A 16,000-nucleotide genomic window follows, 5' to 3' on the forward strand; every position below is an offset into this window, starting at 1 on the left:
TCATGCGCCTGCGTCTGATCTGTGTGGGGCAGAAAATGCCCGACTGGGTCACTGCGGGGTACAACGACTACGCTCGCCGGATGCCGCCCGAGTTGCCCCTTGAACTGACTGAAATCCCCATGGCCCACCGGGGCAAAAATCCCGACATCTCCCGGCTGATGCAGCGGGAAAGCGACGCTATCCTGTCTGCAGCAGGCGCCCGTGACCGCGTGGTGGCTCTGGAGGTGGGTGGGCGCCCCTGGTCAACGGAAAAACTCGCCTCTCAGCTGGAAAACTGGCAACAGGACGGCCGGGATGTCGCTTTTCTGGTCGGAGGCCCCGACGGCCTGGCGGATGCCTGTCGACAGCGAGCGGACCAGCAATGGTCACTGTCGCCTCTTACCTTGCCCCACCCTCTGGTGAGAATCCTCTTGGCCGAGCAACTCTACCGGGCCTGGAGCATCACCCGTAACCACCCTTACCACCGGGCCTAGGAACAGACATGGTCTGGGGCGAACTGAAAAATACCGCAGCGGAGCGTCGGCTGTTCCAGCGCCGGGCCATGGTGATGCTGGTGTTCGTCCTGGTGCTGATGACCGGGTTGCTGGCTCGGATGTACCAGTTGCAGATCGTTGAGCACGAGATTTACACCACGCTGTCTGACAAAAACCGGGTTCAGGTACAGTCGGTACCGCCACCCCGAGGCCTGGTGTACGACCGGAATAACGTTCTGCTGGCGGAGAATCGCCCGGTATTCAGCCTGACGGTAGTGCCGGAGCGCGTTGGCGACATGGATGCAACCCTGGCGCGCCTGAGCGACATCCTGAGTATTGCCGATGAAGATCTGGAACGATTCCAGCGCCGACTGCGGGAGCCGCGGCGTCCGTTCCAGGCGATCCCCCTGAGTTACGATCTCGACGAAGCCGAAATTGCCCGCATGGCAGTGCACCGGCATCAGTTTCCGGGGGTGGAAGTTGAGGCCGAACTGGTTCGCTACTATCCCCATAGCGAGCTGACCGCCCATGCCCTGGGGTTTGTCGGCCGTATCAATCGCGACGAACTCCAGCGTATCGATCCGATTAATTACGCGGGGACCAACTACATCGGCAAATCCGGGATTGAGCGTTTCTACGAGGAGGCGCTTCACGGTCAGGTGGGCTACCAGCATGTAGAAACCAACGCCCGTGGCCGGATCTTGCGAGTGCTTGAGCGAGTAAATCCCGTTCCGGGCGAAGACCTCCAGCTCCATCTTGATTTGCGGCTCCAGCGTCGGGCGCATGAGCTGATGGAGGGCAGGCGAGGTGCGATCATTGCTATCGAGCCCAAGACCGGCGGGATTCTGGCGCTTGCCAGTGTGCCCGGTTTTGATGCCAATAAGTTTGTGACCGGTATCAGCGTCAATGATTATCGCGAATTGAGTCAGAGTATCGATAAGCCATTGTTTAACAGGGCGCTCCGGGGCCAATACCCCCCTGCGTCGACCATCAAGCCCATGATGGCTGTTGCAGCGCTGGACAGCGGCGCAACGGATAAAGACCGTAGAATCTGGGACCCGGGATACTACCAGCTCCGTGAGGGCGGGAGGCGTTTTCGGAACTGGAATCGCTCTGGTGATGGCTGGGTGGATCTGAAGTACTCGATGGCGAGATCCAATGATGTTTACTTTTACGCAGTGGGCGTTGATATGGGGGTGGATGTCATGTCTTCCTATCTGGCCCGGTTCGGCTTTGGTGAGGATGCCACCCTGGATGTGTCCGGTGCTTTGACCGGGTTGTTGCCGACCGCAGACTGGAAAAGGGCCGTGAGAAATGAACCCTGGTATCCCGGAGACTCAGTCAACATGAGCATTGGGCAGGGTTTTTTGCTGGCAACGCCCATGCAGCTGGCAACGGCTACAGCATTGATTGCCAATCGCGGAGCCTGGGTTGAGCCCAGGTTGCTTAAGGATGTTCACGGCGACAGTCCAGTGAAGGAGTTCCTGCCGGAGCAGACGCATGAACAGCTTGAACTGAAGGATCCTGACGATTGGGAATATGTCGTCGATACGATGGAAGAAGTGATGCATGGTGCCCGGGGGACGGGTCGAAGCGCTGGTCGAGGCGCAAGCTACCGAATGGCCGGTAAAACCGGCACGGCCCAGGTATTCAGTCTTGGCCAGGATGAGGAGTACGACGAAGAGCAGATAAGGGAACGGCTTCGGGACCACGCGCTGTTTGTCGGGTTTGCGCCAGCGGATGACCCCAAGATCGCAGTGGCGGTTATCGTTGAAAATGGTGGCAGTGGCAGCGGCGCCGCGGCTCCGGTTGCCCGCGCCTTGTTTGATGCCTGGCTGGAGGAGTTTCCGGCGGAGCAGGCGGAACCTGTAATCAGCGATTCCAGCGCGGCCGGGGGAGACAACTGATGGCCGGCAGCAAATTGTGGAGCAGTCAGACTAGCAGCGATCTGGGGCGCAACCGCAGTATCTGGTCAGCGTTGCATCTGGACCCGATTCTCCTGGGGCTTCTGTTGTTGCTCGTCGGTGGCGGCCTTTTTGTGCTTTACAGTGGTGCTGACCGGAATATTGATGTGGTCAAGGCACAGGGTATTCGCCTGGGCGTTGCCTTTGTGGTGATGTTCGTATTCGCTCAGTTGGATCCGGCGGTCTTTCGTCGATGGGCGCCCTGGCTCTACGGCTTGGGGCTGATCGGGCTGGTCGCCGTGTTGCTGGTGGGTGTCGGTGCCAAAGGGGCGCAACGCTGGCTGGCGTTGCCTGGCCTGCCCCGGTTTCAGCCTTCCGAGTTCATGAAGCTGGTGGTGCCGATGATGGCAGCCTGGTATCTGTCTCGCTATTACCTGCCACCGACCTTCCCGAGGGTGATGACGGGGCTGGTGATCGTTCTGCTGCCGATGTTCCTGATCATCCAGCAACCGGATCTCGGTACCTCCCTGCTGGTCGGCATGGCCGGCATTTTCGTGGTGTTTTTTGCCGGTATCAGCTGGAAGTTGATTGCCGCGTTCCTCGCCATGGTCTCGGTTTCTGCCCCGCTGATGTGGTTCTTCGTCATGCGGGAATACCAGAAGCAGCGGGTGTTGACGCTGCTGGACCCCCAGAGCGATCCGCTCGGGGCCGGCTGGAACATTATCCAGTCGAAAACCGCGATTGGTTCCGGTGGTATGGAGGGCAAGGGCTGGTTGCAGGGTACCCAATCACACCTGGAGTTCTTGCCGGAAAGCCACACTGATTTTATTGTCGCGGTGCTGGCAGAGGAGTTCGGTTTTGTCGGTATGTTGCTGCTGCTGACGTTGTACTTCCTGATTATCCTGCGGTGTCTATACATCTCGGTTACCGCCCAGGACTCCTTCAGCCGGTTGGTGGCCGGAGCGCTGACGATGACGTTCTTTATCTATATCTTCGTCAACATCGGAATGGTGAGCGGCCTGTTGCCAGTGGTCGGTGTGCCTTTGCCGTTGATCAGCTATGGCGGCACCTCAAGTGTCACTCTGATGGCGGCGTTCGGCGTGCTGATGTCGATTCACACCCATCGTCGGATGATCACCGCCTGAACCAGTAATGATGGCTGCCCGGTAATGGTGTATACACAAGGGAACCCGTTACAATGTTGCTGGTCAGTAATGGCGGTATCAATACACAGGTTTTGGGGTAGTGAACAGACATGGTCAAGGTCTCTGACAAACGGATTCCCGCACTGGCTTTAGCTGCCTTGCTGGCCGGCTGTGCCAGCAGTCCTGAAGTTGACCACTCGTCACGCTACACCATTAAGCAGGATCGGGCACCTTCGGGCAGCTTTGACGCCAGCGGCCTGGCCGATGCCACACCCCGATATGAGCAGCCACGGTCGGCTGGCAACAAGTCGCCCTATACGGTCTGGGGCAAGCGCTATCATGTGATGGACAGTAACGACGGCTACGTGCAGCGCGGCACCGCGAGCTGGTATGGCGAGAAATTTCACGGCCACAAGACCTCCAACGGTGAGGTGTTCGACATGTATGCCATGTCGGCGGCACACAAATCCCTTCGGATTCCGGGTTACGCGCGAGTGACCAATCTCGATAACGGCCGTTCGGTGATTGTCCGTGTGAACGATCGCGGCCCCTTCCACGGGGATCGGCTGATCGATCTGTCCTATGCCGCGGCCAAGAAGCTCGGCTATCAATCCCGTGGTACCGCCAGGGTCGAAGTGGCCGCTATTTCGGTGCGTCCGGACGGCGCCATGTTTCTGGCTGGCAAGCCGTTTGATGCCGCTGGCCAGGCTCCGGTGGTTGCCTCGCCGGCTTCCGGATCAACAGACCTGGCTGCCGGTGAGGGGCTGTTTGTTCAGCTCGGCGCATTCAGTCAGCGGGATCCGGCTGAGGCCATGCGCGAGCGTCTGCTGGGAGTGCTGGATAATCCTGTGAGGGTCCGGGAGATCACCACTGATAATGGCCGGTTCCATCGGGTTCAGGTGGGGCCATTCAAGAGCGAGGGCGACGCGCGCTACGCTCAGAACCTTCTGGAATCCAGAGGGTTCCGGCAGTCTATTGTACTGACCGATTCGCACTGAACCGACTGAGTTCAGAACCAACATAAGACAAGCATCTGACGACGAATGAAACTATCCATGGCTTTCAAGACTGTAACTCGAACACTGTTTCTGGTTTTTTCCCTGTTGCTGATGACCGGGCAGGCCTCGGCGCAGGCGGTACTGATCCCGTCTCCGCCGCAGATTGCCGGTAGCTCCTGGGTATTGATGGATCCGCTCAGTGGTCGTGTGATCATGGAGCACAATAGCAATGAGCGTTTGCCACCGGCGAGCCTGACCAAAATGATGACGGCCTATATTGTCGAGCGCGAGCTGGATGAAGGCCGTATCTCCATGTCGGATATGGTACCTATCAGTGTCAAGGCCTGGCGCACAGAGGGGTCCCGAACCTTCGTGCAGGAGGGCACCTCGGTGTCCGTTGAGGATCTGCTCAAGGGTGTGATTATCCAGTCTGGTAACGATGCGTCTGTGGCGTTGGCCGAGTTTGTGGCCGGCAGTGAAGGGGCTTTCGTGGACATCATGAACCAGCAGGCGCAACTGCTGGGCATGAAAGATACCCACTTCGAAAACGCCACCGGCCTGCCCTCCGCAGACCATTTCTCAACCGCCTACGATCTTGCGGTCCTGGCACGGCATATTATCCAGGACTACCCGGAAAACTACCCGCTGTATGCGCAGAAGCACTTCACCTACAACAATATTCGTCAGCCCAACCGAAACAGCCTGCTATGGCGGGATGACAGCGTTGATGGTTTGAAAACCGGGCACACGGAAGAGGCCGGTTATTGCCTGGTGGCATCGGCCAAGCGGGGTGAGACCCGGCTGATTGCTACGGTTATGGGAACCAGCAGCTCTGAGGCCCGGGCCCAGGAAGTGCAGAAAATGCTCAACTACGGCTTCCGCTACTTTGAAACCGAGCGGCTGTTCCGTGCCGGTCAGGAGCTGATGGCGTCCAGAGTGTGGGGCGGTCAGGCGGATGAGGTGTCGGTAGGCATGCCGGAGGATATCTATGTCACCATTCCCCGTGGCTCCCGCGAGCAACTGGAATCGGTGGTCGACCTTGATTCCGTGATAAAAGCGCCCATTAAGGTGGGAGATGAGCTGGGCCGCGTTCGTGTGGTTCTGGATGGTGAAACCCTGGTGGATGAGTCGGTGCTGGCACTTACCGAAGTGCCTGAAGGCGGTTTGTTCAAGCGCATCTGGGACGCCATCAAGCTGTTTTTTGTTCAACTGTTTAACTGAGGTTGAGGCGCTGTTTGCCTTAGCCGGGAGTAATGTGCGGCATGACTGAGCCGAAAGCACCAAAAATCGAGTTTCCCTGTGACTATGTCATCAAGGTGATTGGCAATGCCGCGCCCGATTTCACCGAATTTGTGGTGGAGGTCGTTGAGCAGCATGCCCCGGGACTGTCTGAAGCGGACATCTCGGTGAACGACAGCAGCAAAGGCCGGTTTTCTTCGGTTCAGCTGAAAATTGTGGCGACCGGTGAAGATCAGCTCAAAGCACTCTTTGAAGAGCTTAAGGCCAGTGGCCGCGTTCACATGGTGCTGTAACGGTGGCTGACCTCATCGTAAGGTCACTGGGGCAACAGCCCTACATGGAAACCTGGGAAGCGATGAAATCGTTCACCGCCAACCGGGACGAGGCCACCGTGGATGAGCTCTGGTGCCTGGAGCATCCCAGGGTGTTTACCCAGGGGCAGGCGGGCAAAGCCGAGCATATCCTTCTGCCAGGAGACATTCCGGTAATTCAGGTGGATCGTGGTGGTCAGGTGACCTATCACGGCCCCGGGCAGCTGGTGATCTACCTGCTGATTGATCTGACCCGGCGTAAACTCGGGGTGCGTAACCTGGTCAGTGTCATTGAGCAGGCGATTGTCCGTACCCTGGCCCAAGGCGGCATCGAAGCAGCACCTCGGTCAGATGCGCCGGGTGTCTATGTGAATGGCGCCAAGATTGCGTCCTTGGGTTTGAGGGTTCGCCGGGGCTGCTCCTTCCATGGCCTGGCTTTGAATGTGAACATGGACATGGAACCCTTCTCCCGAATCAACCCTTGTGGCTACGCGGGTATGTCCATGTGCCAAGTCAGTGATTTTGAGGCCGGAGCCTCGGTCTATGACCTGGAACGCCGGCTGGTGAGCGAGCTGGTCGACGGCCTGGGCCATTGTCAGGTGGAGCAACGTCAGGGCTGGTGAAGCGCCTCAGTAGCCTGACACACGCGATTTCTCCCCAGCGTCTTGGCCTGATACAGCGCCTCATCGGCCCGTTGCAGCAGGCGATCGATCGACTCCGAGCCCTGTATACAGGCCACGCCGATGCTGATGGTGGCGGTCACTCGCTTGCCCGCGCAGTCAATGCCCTGGCTCGCCACGGCTGAACGGATTCGCTCTGCCGTGGCGGCGGCTTCGGTCAGGGCTGTTTCGGGGAGTAGTACCAGAAACTCTTCTCCGCCCCAGCGGGCGATGGTGTCCACCTTGCGGCTCTGGCCGGTCACGGTGCGGGCAACCAACACGATCATGTCGTCGCCCGCCTGGTGACCGTAGCTGTCGTTCACATTCTTGAACAGGTCGATATCCATCAGCAGAACCGAGAAGCTGCGACCGTTACGCAGGTAGCGCTGATACTCTGTTTCCAGTTGTTCCAAACCTTCGCGGCGATTGGCCAGGCTGGTGAGTGCGTCGTGCTTGGCGGCGTACTCGAATTCTGCGGCCAGCCGGATCAAGCCTAGCTTGCTCCGCCGCCGGCTCTGATCGAGGATGTAGCAAATGGCCATTTCGAAAGCCAGCACGATGATCATGGAAAGCCGGAAGCTGGTACTGTAGGGCGAGTCAAAAACCATATCCCCCAACGGGCTGAACAGGAATAATACGGCCAGCCATCCGCCCACACAGGCCAGTATGCCGACTCTGGCTTCACTGATGTAGAAGATTATGGGGGGATAGGCGAACAGCCAGATGATGGCCGAGCCGTCTTCAACCGCCTGGATGGCCAGGTAGGTAAACAGAGCGATAATCAGGGTAATGAATGCCCGGCGCTGGAGGGTTTTGTTACCCAGCCTCAGAAAGACGATCGCATTAATGGCCAGAAGGGCGGCGAAGGCCAGCAGCAGCCGTGAAGTGAACGGGTCGCCGTGGCCGGACGAGCGCCAGGCGAAAAACACAAGCAACGGCACTGCCGCACAGGTGAGGCCGTTGATCAGGGCCGGTACCGGTATCTCGCCTTTAACGCGAAACTGCGACAGCTCGGCGTCTGGCGTTCTTGAAGCGGGCTGATTCATGTGTGGGTGGTGTTGTTGTAGTTGATAAATATCACAGAGACCCTGTCAACCAATACTAGACCGCTTTGTGATCTGTGACTGTGTCAAAACGTAACCGATGTCACGAACTCTTTTAAACTGGTCGAAGTTTATACACATTGGCTCCAGGGGCAGTGCCGGCGCGACGACTGGGTTAGGTAGTCGCGCGCCCAGATCCGTATAATGGTCAGATGAATTGCAGGCATTCACATTTCCTGACAGAAACAGGTCTTTCATGTCTTCCAGCCGACCCGGAAAATCCGTCTCCCGTATCAAGACCGGCAGCTTTGAGCGCAGGTTGTCGCTGACCAGAGCCGGACTGTTCGCCGGCACGCGCATGGCGTCCCATATGGCGACCAACTGGTTCAGCAACAAGGAAACCCGGGAGCAGCGGCATCGGGCAATGCTCTCCAGTCAGGCCCGGTTTCTGGTGGACGAACTTGGCCGGCTCAAGGGCAGTGTGGTCAAGATCGGGCAGGTCATGGCGCTGTACGGCGAGCATTTTCTCCCCGAAGAAGTCACTGAGGCGCTGCACACTCTGGAAGACCAGACCACCTCTCTGGAGTGGCCGGCCATCGAGCGGGTGCTCAAAGCCGAACTGGGGGAGAGCCGGCTTTCTGAACTCGATATTGACCCGGAGCCTATAGGAGCCGCCTCACTTGGCCAGGTTCACCGTGCCGTGCGCCGTAGCGACGGGCTGGAGCTGGTGCTCAAAGTGCAGTACCCCGGTGTTGCCGATGCCGTAGACAGTGATCTGAACGCTGTGGCTCATCTGCTCAAAGTGGCGCGGCTGGTCAGCTTCGGCCCTGAGTTCAACGACTGGCTGGAAGAAGTCCGGGAAATGATGCACCGGGAGGTGGATTACCGGCTTGAGGCCCGTACCACCGAAAAATTTCGCCAGATGCTCAGCCATGATGCACGCTTTGTGGTGCCCAGAGTGCTGCCTGAGTATTCAACCGATCATATTATTGCCTCGACCTATGAGCACGGCCATTCGGTCAGTTCAGTGGCGGTTCGTGAATTGCCACTGGAGCGACGCAGTGCCCTGGGCCAGGCAGCCCTGGAATTATTTTTCCGGGAACTATTTGAATGGGGTGAGATCCAGACCGACCCGAATTTCGGCAACTACCGGATTCGTATTGCGGGCGAACAGGGTGGTGATTCGGAAACGGACCGGATTGTCCTGCTGGATTTTGGCGCCGTGCAGAGTTACTCGTCTGACTTTCTGCAGCCGGTCATCCAGATGATCAGGGCTTCCTACGAGGAGGACCTGGAGCAGGTTGTTGAGGGCGGAATCAAGCTCAGATTCATGAGCCGGGACTGGCCGGCGGAGGTGCTGGACAAGTTTGGCAAGGTCTGTATGTCAGTACTGGAACCCCTGGCGAAGGATCGCAGTCAGTGGCCGGATTATGCCGTCAACAGCCATGGCCAGTACCGCTGGAAACAGAGCGATTTGCCCTCAAGAGTGGCCAAGCAGGCGGCGCGGTCGGCTATCAGCCGGTATTTTCGGGTGCCTCCCAAGGAGTTTGTGTTCCTCAATCGAAAGCTGATCGGGGTCTACACCTTCATTGCGGTGTTGCACTCCGAGTTCAACGGCGAGGATCTGTTAAGAAAATACCTCTATGGCGACGCCGGCGTTTAACCCGACGCGGTCAGCACTACCCAGATGACAAAGGCATAGCGCAGCCCCTTGCCGATCCCCACCAGGACAATGAAATTCAGCCAGGGGACCCGCATAATGCCGCCGACCAGAGTCAGTGCATCGCCGCCAATGGGCAACCAGCCCAGCAGGAGCGACCACTGACCATATCGATTGAACCGGTTTCGTGCCTTGTGAAGTTGAAGTTCACTGACGGGAAACCAGCGTTTGTGCTTAAAGCGATCCACTTGCCGGCCGATAAGCCCATTAACCACTGACCCCAGAGTATTTCCCATGGTTGCCCAGAACCACAACCAGAACAGGGGATAATTCTGGCTGACCAGGGTGCCGAGCAGTATTTCCGAATACGCGGGCAGCAGCGTTGCGGCGGCAAAAGATGTCAGGAACAGGGTCAGGTAGGCCAAAAACGCCTCCATGCTCTAGGATGTTGGTTAAGCCTCACAGAAAAAGGTTTCGATGTACATGAAACAACTCTCTCTGCGCGTAAAACTCTACGCCCTGGTGATTGCACTGCTGCTGACCATGGGGGTGAGTATTGTCATCACCGCCCAGCTCTCCCTCGGTTCCATGGAGGAACGGCTGACCCGGGAAACCCGGGGCACGGTACAAACTATCGTCATGGATCAGCTTAGCGCTACCGCAGGGAAATACGGTGAGCTGGTGACCGGGGTATTCGAAACCGCCTACCAGACCCCGGAGGTGGTTCGCAGCCTGATTACCCGAAATATCGAAGCGGACAGCTCCGGAAGGATCAGCCGGCGCGACCTTCAGGAAAACATTGGGGCTGTGCTCGAGGAACAGAAGCATCTGAGTTCGATTTATGCCCAGTTTGAGCCGGATGGTTACGACGGCCAGGACATTTACTTTACCGGCGGCGTGGAAGAACACAGCAGTGATGAGGGTACCCTGGAGATCTACTACTTTCGGGACCCGGCTGGCAATGTGGTGTTCAGCAGAACCGAAGACCCTGCCACCAAATACCTGGATAACCGCAATGAGTTCGGGATCCGTGAAGCCGAATGGTACCTGTGTTCCCGTGATTCCCTGAAGCCCTGCCTGATGGAGCCCTATGAGTACGAGATTGAAGAGGGCTACTCCGAGCTGATGACCAGCCTGGTGGTACCGGTGATTAACAACGGCGAGTTTGCCGGGGTGGTGGGTGCTGATATCAATCTGTCGACACTGCAGTCGACCATTGCCGGTGTCAGCGAGGAACTGTTCGACGGGCAGTCACGAGTCACATTATTGAGCGAGAAAGGCCTGATTGCGGCTTCCAGTCACTATCAGGAACACCTGGGGCGGCCGCTGCGGGAAGCACTGCCGGATCTGGCCGGAGAGTTTACATCGCTGCACCGCAACGGGGGCAGCTTCGACAACGGTGAGATCCTCGCCGTGTCCTATCCCATCAAGGTGGCGTTGCCGGGCGCCGAGTGGTCGCTGTTGATTGAACTGCCGCGCGATACCGCCCTGGCCAGCGTGAATGAAATAACGGCGTTGCTGTCAGACGAAGTAACCAGCACTGCCACCCGCCAGACCGTGGTGGGCATTGTGGTGGTCGTACTTGCGATTGCTGTGTTGGTGTTGCTGGTGCGCTCGGTTACCCGGCCCCTGGACGAGATCCGGAAGCGCATGCGCAATCTGGCCAGTGCCGAGGGCGATCTTACCCGTGAACTGGATATTGACACTCATGCCGAGTTGATTGACCTGGCGGGCGGCTTCAATGCCTTCCTGGCCCGCCTGAGGGAAATGATCAACGACCTCAAAGACGTGAATGCCCAGGTTCGGGGGCAGGCCTCGGATGTTGGCGTCATTGCACGGGATACCGATGAGCAGACCGTCCGCCAGCACCAGGATATCGACAGCGTGGTGACCGCCATGAATGAAATGTCCGCGGCGGCCGGGGAAGTGGCCGGCTTTGCTGGCGAGGCAGCGGATAATGCCCGGGCGGCCCGGGACGGCATCAAGTTTACCCAGGACACCCTGGGTACGGCGTTGCGGGGTGTGGATGCACTGGCCGGCGATATGGATCAGGCCAGCTCGGCCATTGGCCATGTTGCCCAGCGCAGTGAGGAAATTAACCGGATTCTGGAAGTGATCCGTGGCATTGCCGAGCAGACCAATCTGCTGGCACTGAATGCGGCTATCGAGGCTGCCCGGGCCGGAGAGCAGGGGCGTGGCTTTGCGGTGGTGGCCGATGAAGTGCGCACGCTGGCGTCCCGAACCCGCGAATCTACGGATGAAATCAGTGGCATGATCGAGCGCCTGAAAGGAGACGTGGACGGTGCGGTAACGGTCATTGGAACCGGTGTCGAGCGGGCCACCAGCGCGGTAGAGGGTACCCGGGAAGCCAGCCACTCGCTGGCGACGGTGGTTGAACGTATCGCCACTATTGTTGAGCATGTGACCCAGGTGGCCACCGCCGCTGAGGAGCAGAGCTCGGTGAGCGAGGAAATTAACCGGAACCTGACCCACATTGGCGATGCGGCCAACGACCTGCGGGAATTGGCGCAACGGGTCCGGCAGAGTGGCGATGCACTCGATGGCCAGGTCCAGGTGCTCGACCGTGAACTGGGTCGCCTGAAAACCTGAGGCTGCCCCTTCTCAAGGCGATATCGGTATCGTCAGCTACTATCACGATCATGGCGAGGATCAATTTTCAATTGGTGCTCGCCATGCCATCATTGCGACACTATAGATGCGAAGAGTGCCAGCCACTCGCTACCCTTTGAGTCAGGAGGTATGTATGGAGCAGGTCACGATTTATGGCCGTTCAAGTTGTGGTTTTTGCGTTCGGGCAAGGGACCTGTGTGAATCCAGAAACATCCCCTACGTGTGGGTGGACATGATCGAAAAAGGCATGAGCAAACAGGACATTGCCGACCGTATCGGCCATCCGGTCTACACGGTGCCCCAGATTCTGGTGGGTTCCGAGTATGTGGGTGGTTTCGACGATTTCTCGGCGTATGTGCGCCGCCATGAGGCGCAAACGGCCAGTTAGGTCGCAGCCGTTTGTAGCGTAAAAAAAAGCCCGGCAATTTTGGCCGGGCTTTTTTGTAGGGCTGCAGGGCAGGATCAGAGTTCGAACTCGGTCCTCAGTTTCTTCTCCACCAGCTGGTTCTTCAGCTTGGCAACCCTGGGCAGACCGTCGTCAAACGGCGGGAAGCTTTCGCCGGCGATCAGCGGCTGCAGGTAATCCCGGCAATCCTGAGTGATGCCAAAGCCGTTGTCTGTGATGTAATGGATCGGCATTTTCTTTTCCTGGTTGGCCACCTCGCTGAGGTTGGCCTCGCCGATTGACCAGCGATAAGGCTTGGCCTGATCCCGCACGATGGTGGGCATCAGAGCCTGTTTGCCTGCCAGGGCCATTTCCACCGCAGCCTTGCCAACCGCGTAAGCCTGCTCCACATCAGTGGCCGAGGCAATGTGCCTGGCTGCACGCTGCAGATAGTCTGCCACTGCCCAGTGGTATTTGTGGCCCAGGGCTTGTTTCAACATATTGGCCAGGGCCGGTGCAACACCACCAAGCTGGGTATGGCCGAAGGCATCCTTGGCGCCGGCATCGGCAACGAAGCGGCCGTCTTCGTATTGGGCGCCTTCAGACGCCACCACCACGCAGTAACCGTAATCCCTCACGCACTGATCCACTCGCTCCAGGAACTTCTCCCGGTTGAAGGGAATTTCCGGGAACAGGATGACGTGAGGCGGCTCGCCTTCGCTCTGTCCGGCCAGTCCGCCAGCGGCAGCAATCCAGCCGGCGTGGCGACCCATCACTTCCAGAATGAAGACCTTGGTGGAGGTTTCACACATGGATTTGATATCCAGGCTGGCTTCGAGGGTGGATGTGGCAATGTACTTGGCCACGGAACCAAAGCCGGGACAGCAGTCGGTGAAGGGCAGGTCGTTATCGACGGTCTTGGGCACGCCGATGCAGGTGATCGGGTAACCCATGCGGTCGGCCAGCTGGGAGACCTTGTAGGCGGTATCCTGGGAATCGCCACCGCCGTTGTAGAAGAAGTAACCGATGTCGTGGGCCCGGAACACTTCAATCAGGCGCTCGTATTCGCGCTGGTTCTCGGAAATGTTCTTGAGCTTGTAGCGGCAGGAACCAAAAGCCCCGCCGGGCGTGTGGATGAGGGCCTGGATGGCGTCGTCAGATTCCAGACTGGTATCAATCAGCTCTTCTTTCAAAGCACCGATGATGCCGTTGCGGCCGGCATAGACCTTGCCGATCTGGTCCGGATGTTTGCGTGCGGTCTGGATAACACCGCAAGCACTGGCATTGATAACGGCGGTGACCCCGCCAGACTGGGCATAAAATGCGTTCTTGATAGCCATCTCGGGCTGAAGCCTCCTGCTGGTTCAACGATGGCGCAGATGATACGCCAAACACCGCGGTTTTTCATGAGCATATGCCGGCTCTTGACCGCGCAGAAAGTATGGTAGAGGCTTGGCAGGTTTCAAACCGGAGGCACAACCTTAATGCATATACATATTCTGGGCATTTGCGGCACGTTCATGGGCAGTCTGGCGGTGATCGCCCGGGAGCTGGGGCATAAGGTGACCGGTTCGGACCAGGGCGTTTACCCTCCCATGAGTACTCAGCTGGAGGCCCAGGGCATTGCGTTGACAGAAGGTTACCGGCCAGAGAACTTGGAGCCGAAACCGGATCTGGTGCTGATCGGAAATGCCATGTCCCGGGGTAACCCGGAAGTGGAAGCAGTGCTCAACCGGCGCATTGATTATATGTCTGGCCCTGAATGGCTTGCCCGGGAGGTCCTGCGCCACCGTTGGGTAATGGCCGTAGCCGGTACCCATGGCAAAACCACCACAACGGCCATGTTGCTGTGGATTCTCGACCAGGCCGGCTTTGATGCCGGTTACCTGATAGGCGGTGTGCCCCAGGACTTTCCGGTATCTGCCCGGCTGGGCAGCAGTGATTTCTTTGTGATCGAGGCGGATGAGTACGACAGCGCGTTCTTTGACAAGCGCTCCAAGTTCATCCACTACCGCCCGAATACCCTGATTCTGAATAACCTGGAATTCGACCACGCCGACATTTTCGAAAACGTGGAAGCCATCGAGCGTCAGTTCCACCACCTTGTGCGTACCGTACCGTCTCAGGGCCTGATCATTCGACCCGCTCTGGACAGCCACCTGGATAATGCCCTGGAGATGGGGTGCTGGAGCCCTGTGCAGGATACGGCCATCGGCAGCGAGATCAGCCGCACGGCGGACTGGCGGGCAGAGCTTCTGGCTGAGGACGGCAGCCGCTTCATGGTCATCCACCATGAGCAGCCGGTGGCGACCCTGAAATGGAACCTGACCGGCTTGCACAATGTGCGTAATGCCCTGTCGGCGATTGCCGCTGCCCGCCATGTGGGCGTTACGCCTGACCATGCGGTGGCGGCGCTGTGCCGGTTCTCCGGTGTTAAGCGCAGAATGGAACTGGTGGGCGAAATCGGCGGTGTGCGCGTATACGACGACTTTGCCCATCATCCAACCGCGATTGCGTCCACCCTGGAGGGGTTGCGCAACCGGGTGGGGGATGAGCCAATCCTGGCCATTATCGAACCCCGCTCCAATACCATGAAGCAGGGTGTGCACAAGCAGACGCTGATTCCGAGTGCCGCACTGGCAAATCGGGTGCTCTGGGGTAACCTCAGTGATATGGACTGGCTGCCGGAACTGGTGGACAGCTGGCGGGCGGAATACGGAGAGCTGGATCATCACAGGGTGGAGACTTCGGTGGAGCAACTGATTGAAAAGGCCCTGGAGGGGCTGCCAGAGACCTGTCACATCGTGATCATGAGTAATGGCGGCTTTGGCGGCATTCATCGGAAACTGGTGGCGGAACTGGAGAAGCGTCGTGGCTGAACAATCACCCGTGATTAATCTGGCGTTTACCGGCGCGTCTGGAGCTCAGTACGGGCTTCGTCTGTTGCAGTGCCTGGTAGCCAATGGTTGCCGTGTGAATGTGATGATCAGTAAGGCGGCCCAGGTGGTGATCGCGACTGAAACCGAGTTCCAGCTGCCGGGTTCTACGCCTGCCATGGCAGAGGCCTTGTCGGACTTCGCCGGTGCGCAGCCCGGTCAGGTGCAGGTCTTTGGCCGGGAGGAGTGGTTTTCTCCACCGGCTTCCGGTTCCGGCGAGAAGGCGCCGCTGGTGATATGCCCCTGCAGCACTGGTACGCTCTCGGCCCTGGCGACCGGGGCCAGCAATAACCTGATCGAGCGCGCCGGCGATGTGGCCCTGAAGGAGCGCCGCAAGCTGATTCTGGTGTTACGGGAGACGCCCTATTCTGAGGTGCACCTGGAAAACATGCTCAGGCTTACCCGCATGGGTGCGGTGATGATGCCGGCGAGCCCCGGGTTCTATCACAACCCGCAGTCGGTGGATGATCTGGTCGATTTCATGGTTGCCCGGATTCTCGACCACCTTGATCTTCCGCAAACCCTGGTACCCCGCTGGGGCGAAAAGAAAGCCGACTGACCCGTTCCGGGGCGATGGTTTTGGCCAAAGCGATTGATGGTTTTCACCATTGAGCGA

The 16,000-nt window shown here is 58.5% G+C and carries 15 protein-coding genes; 12 read left to right on the forward strand and 3 right to left on the reverse strand.

The window, feature by feature from the left end; genetic code table 11:
- Nucleotides 1-2: 2 nt before the first annotated feature.
- From rlmH to lipB, 7 genes are all read left to right on the forward strand, one after another.
- Complete coding sequence (rlmH, locus tag OZ656_RS04560) at nucleotides 3-473, forward strand: 23S rRNA (pseudouridine(1915)-N(3))-methyltransferase RlmH (RefSeq protein ID WP_014420663.1); 471 nt, start codon at nucleotides 3-5, stop codon at nucleotides 471-473.
- Nucleotides 474-481: 8 nt separating this feature from the next.
- A complete protein-coding gene (gene mrdA, locus OZ656_RS04565; protein ID WP_278350353.1) occupies nucleotides 482-2,380 on the forward strand; it encodes a penicillin-binding protein 2 in 1,899 nt (632 codons plus the stop codon).
- Complete coding sequence (gene rodA, locus OZ656_RS04570; RefSeq protein ID WP_278350354.1) at nucleotides 2,380-3,522, forward strand: rod shape-determining protein RodA; 1,143 nt, start codon at nucleotides 2,380-2,382, stop codon at nucleotides 3,520-3,522. The genes mrdA and rodA overlap by 1 nt, the downstream gene beginning before the upstream one ends.
- Nucleotides 3,523-3,632: 110 nt before the next feature.
- A complete protein-coding gene (locus tag OZ656_RS04575; protein ID WP_228224763.1) occupies nucleotides 3,633-4,520 on the forward strand; it encodes a septal ring lytic transglycosylase RlpA family protein in 888 nt (295 codons plus the stop codon).
- 57 nt (nucleotides 4,521-4,577) lie between these two features.
- Nucleotides 4,578-5,741, forward strand: coding sequence for a D-alanyl-D-alanine carboxypeptidase family protein (locus OZ656_RS04580; RefSeq protein ID WP_379945006.1), 1,164 nt, complete (start codon nucleotides 4,578-4,580; stop codon nucleotides 5,739-5,741).
- A 32-nt stretch (nucleotides 5,742-5,773) separates the two neighbouring features.
- Nucleotides 5,774-6,052, forward strand: coding sequence for a YbeD family protein (locus OZ656_RS04585; protein ID WP_370228928.1), 279 nt, complete (start codon nucleotides 5,774-5,776; stop codon nucleotides 6,050-6,052).
- A gap of 2 nt (nucleotides 6,053-6,054) precedes the next feature.
- Nucleotides 6,055-6,693: a lipoyl(octanoyl) transferase LipB gene (gene lipB / locus OZ656_RS04590; RefSeq protein WP_379945008.1), complete on the forward strand. Its 639-nt coding sequence runs from the start codon at nucleotides 6,055-6,057 to the stop codon at nucleotides 6,691-6,693.
- On the opposite strand, the gene OZ656_RS04595 is transcribed toward lipB, so the two are convergent.
- Nucleotides 6,681-7,775 (reverse strand): GGDEF domain-containing protein, encoded by a 1,095-nt coding sequence (locus OZ656_RS04595; RefSeq protein ID WP_379945009.1) that lies wholly within the window; start codon nucleotides 7,773-7,775, stop codon nucleotides 6,681-6,683. The two genes, lipB and OZ656_RS04595, sit on opposite strands and share 13 nt — an antisense overlap.
- Nucleotides 7,776-8,028: 253 nt before the next feature.
- Here OZ656_RS04595 and OZ656_RS04600 point away from each other — a divergent pair, with 253 nt between their 5' ends.
- Nucleotides 8,029-9,435 carry an AarF/ABC1/UbiB kinase family protein gene (locus OZ656_RS04600; protein WP_153740881.1) on the forward strand — a complete coding sequence of 469 codons (1,407 nt, stop codon included), beginning with the start codon at nucleotides 8,029-8,031 and terminating at the stop codon, nucleotides 9,433-9,435.
- Here the strand turns inward: OZ656_RS04600 and OZ656_RS04605 are convergent.
- A complete protein-coding gene (locus tag OZ656_RS04605) occupies nucleotides 9,432-9,857 on the reverse strand; it encodes a YqaA family protein (RefSeq protein ID WP_014420673.1) in 426 nt (141 codons plus the stop codon). The two genes, OZ656_RS04600 and OZ656_RS04605, sit on opposite strands and share 4 nt — an antisense overlap.
- A 58-nt stretch (nucleotides 9,858-9,915) precedes the next feature.
- Between OZ656_RS04605 and OZ656_RS04610 the strand changes: the two genes are divergently transcribed.
- Both OZ656_RS04610 and OZ656_RS04615 read left to right on the forward strand, forming a co-directional pair.
- Nucleotides 9,916-12,042, forward strand: coding sequence for a methyl-accepting chemotaxis protein (locus tag OZ656_RS04610; RefSeq protein WP_379945011.1), 2,127 nt, complete (start codon nucleotides 9,916-9,918; stop codon nucleotides 12,040-12,042).
- A 154-nt stretch (nucleotides 12,043-12,196) separates the two neighbouring features.
- Nucleotides 12,197-12,451: a GrxA family glutaredoxin gene (locus tag OZ656_RS04615; protein WP_011785863.1), complete on the forward strand. Its 255-nt coding sequence runs from the start codon at nucleotides 12,197-12,199 to the stop codon at nucleotides 12,449-12,451.
- A 74-nt stretch (nucleotides 12,452-12,525) separates the two neighbouring features.
- Here OZ656_RS04615 and OZ656_RS04620 read toward each other — a convergent pair whose 3' ends face one another.
- A complete protein-coding gene (locus OZ656_RS04620) occupies nucleotides 12,526-13,788 on the reverse strand; it encodes a 6-phosphofructokinase (protein ID WP_273030637.1) in 1,263 nt (420 codons plus the stop codon).
- 144 nt (nucleotides 13,789-13,932) lie between these two features.
- Here OZ656_RS04620 and mpl point away from each other — a divergent pair, with 144 nt between their 5' ends.
- Entirely contained in the window at nucleotides 13,933-15,327 is a 1,395-nt protein-coding gene (gene mpl / locus OZ656_RS04625; RefSeq protein WP_286894653.1) for a UDP-N-acetylmuramate:L-alanyl-gamma-D-glutamyl-meso-diaminopimelate ligase, read from the forward strand.
- The gene (locus tag OZ656_RS04630) at nucleotides 15,320-15,943 is read left to right on the forward strand and encodes a flavin prenyltransferase UbiX (protein ID WP_379945012.1); all 624 of its coding nucleotides are present in this window, start codon (nucleotides 15,320-15,322) and stop codon (nucleotides 15,941-15,943) included. Before mpl ends, OZ656_RS04630 begins: the two co-directional genes overlap by 8 nt.
- Nucleotides 15,944-16,000 lie beyond the last annotated feature (57 nt).

This window comes from Marinobacter sp. LM1 (assembly GCF_042763285.1).
Lineage (GTDB): Bacteria > Pseudomonadota > Gammaproteobacteria > Pseudomonadales > Oleiphilaceae > Marinobacter > Marinobacter nauticus.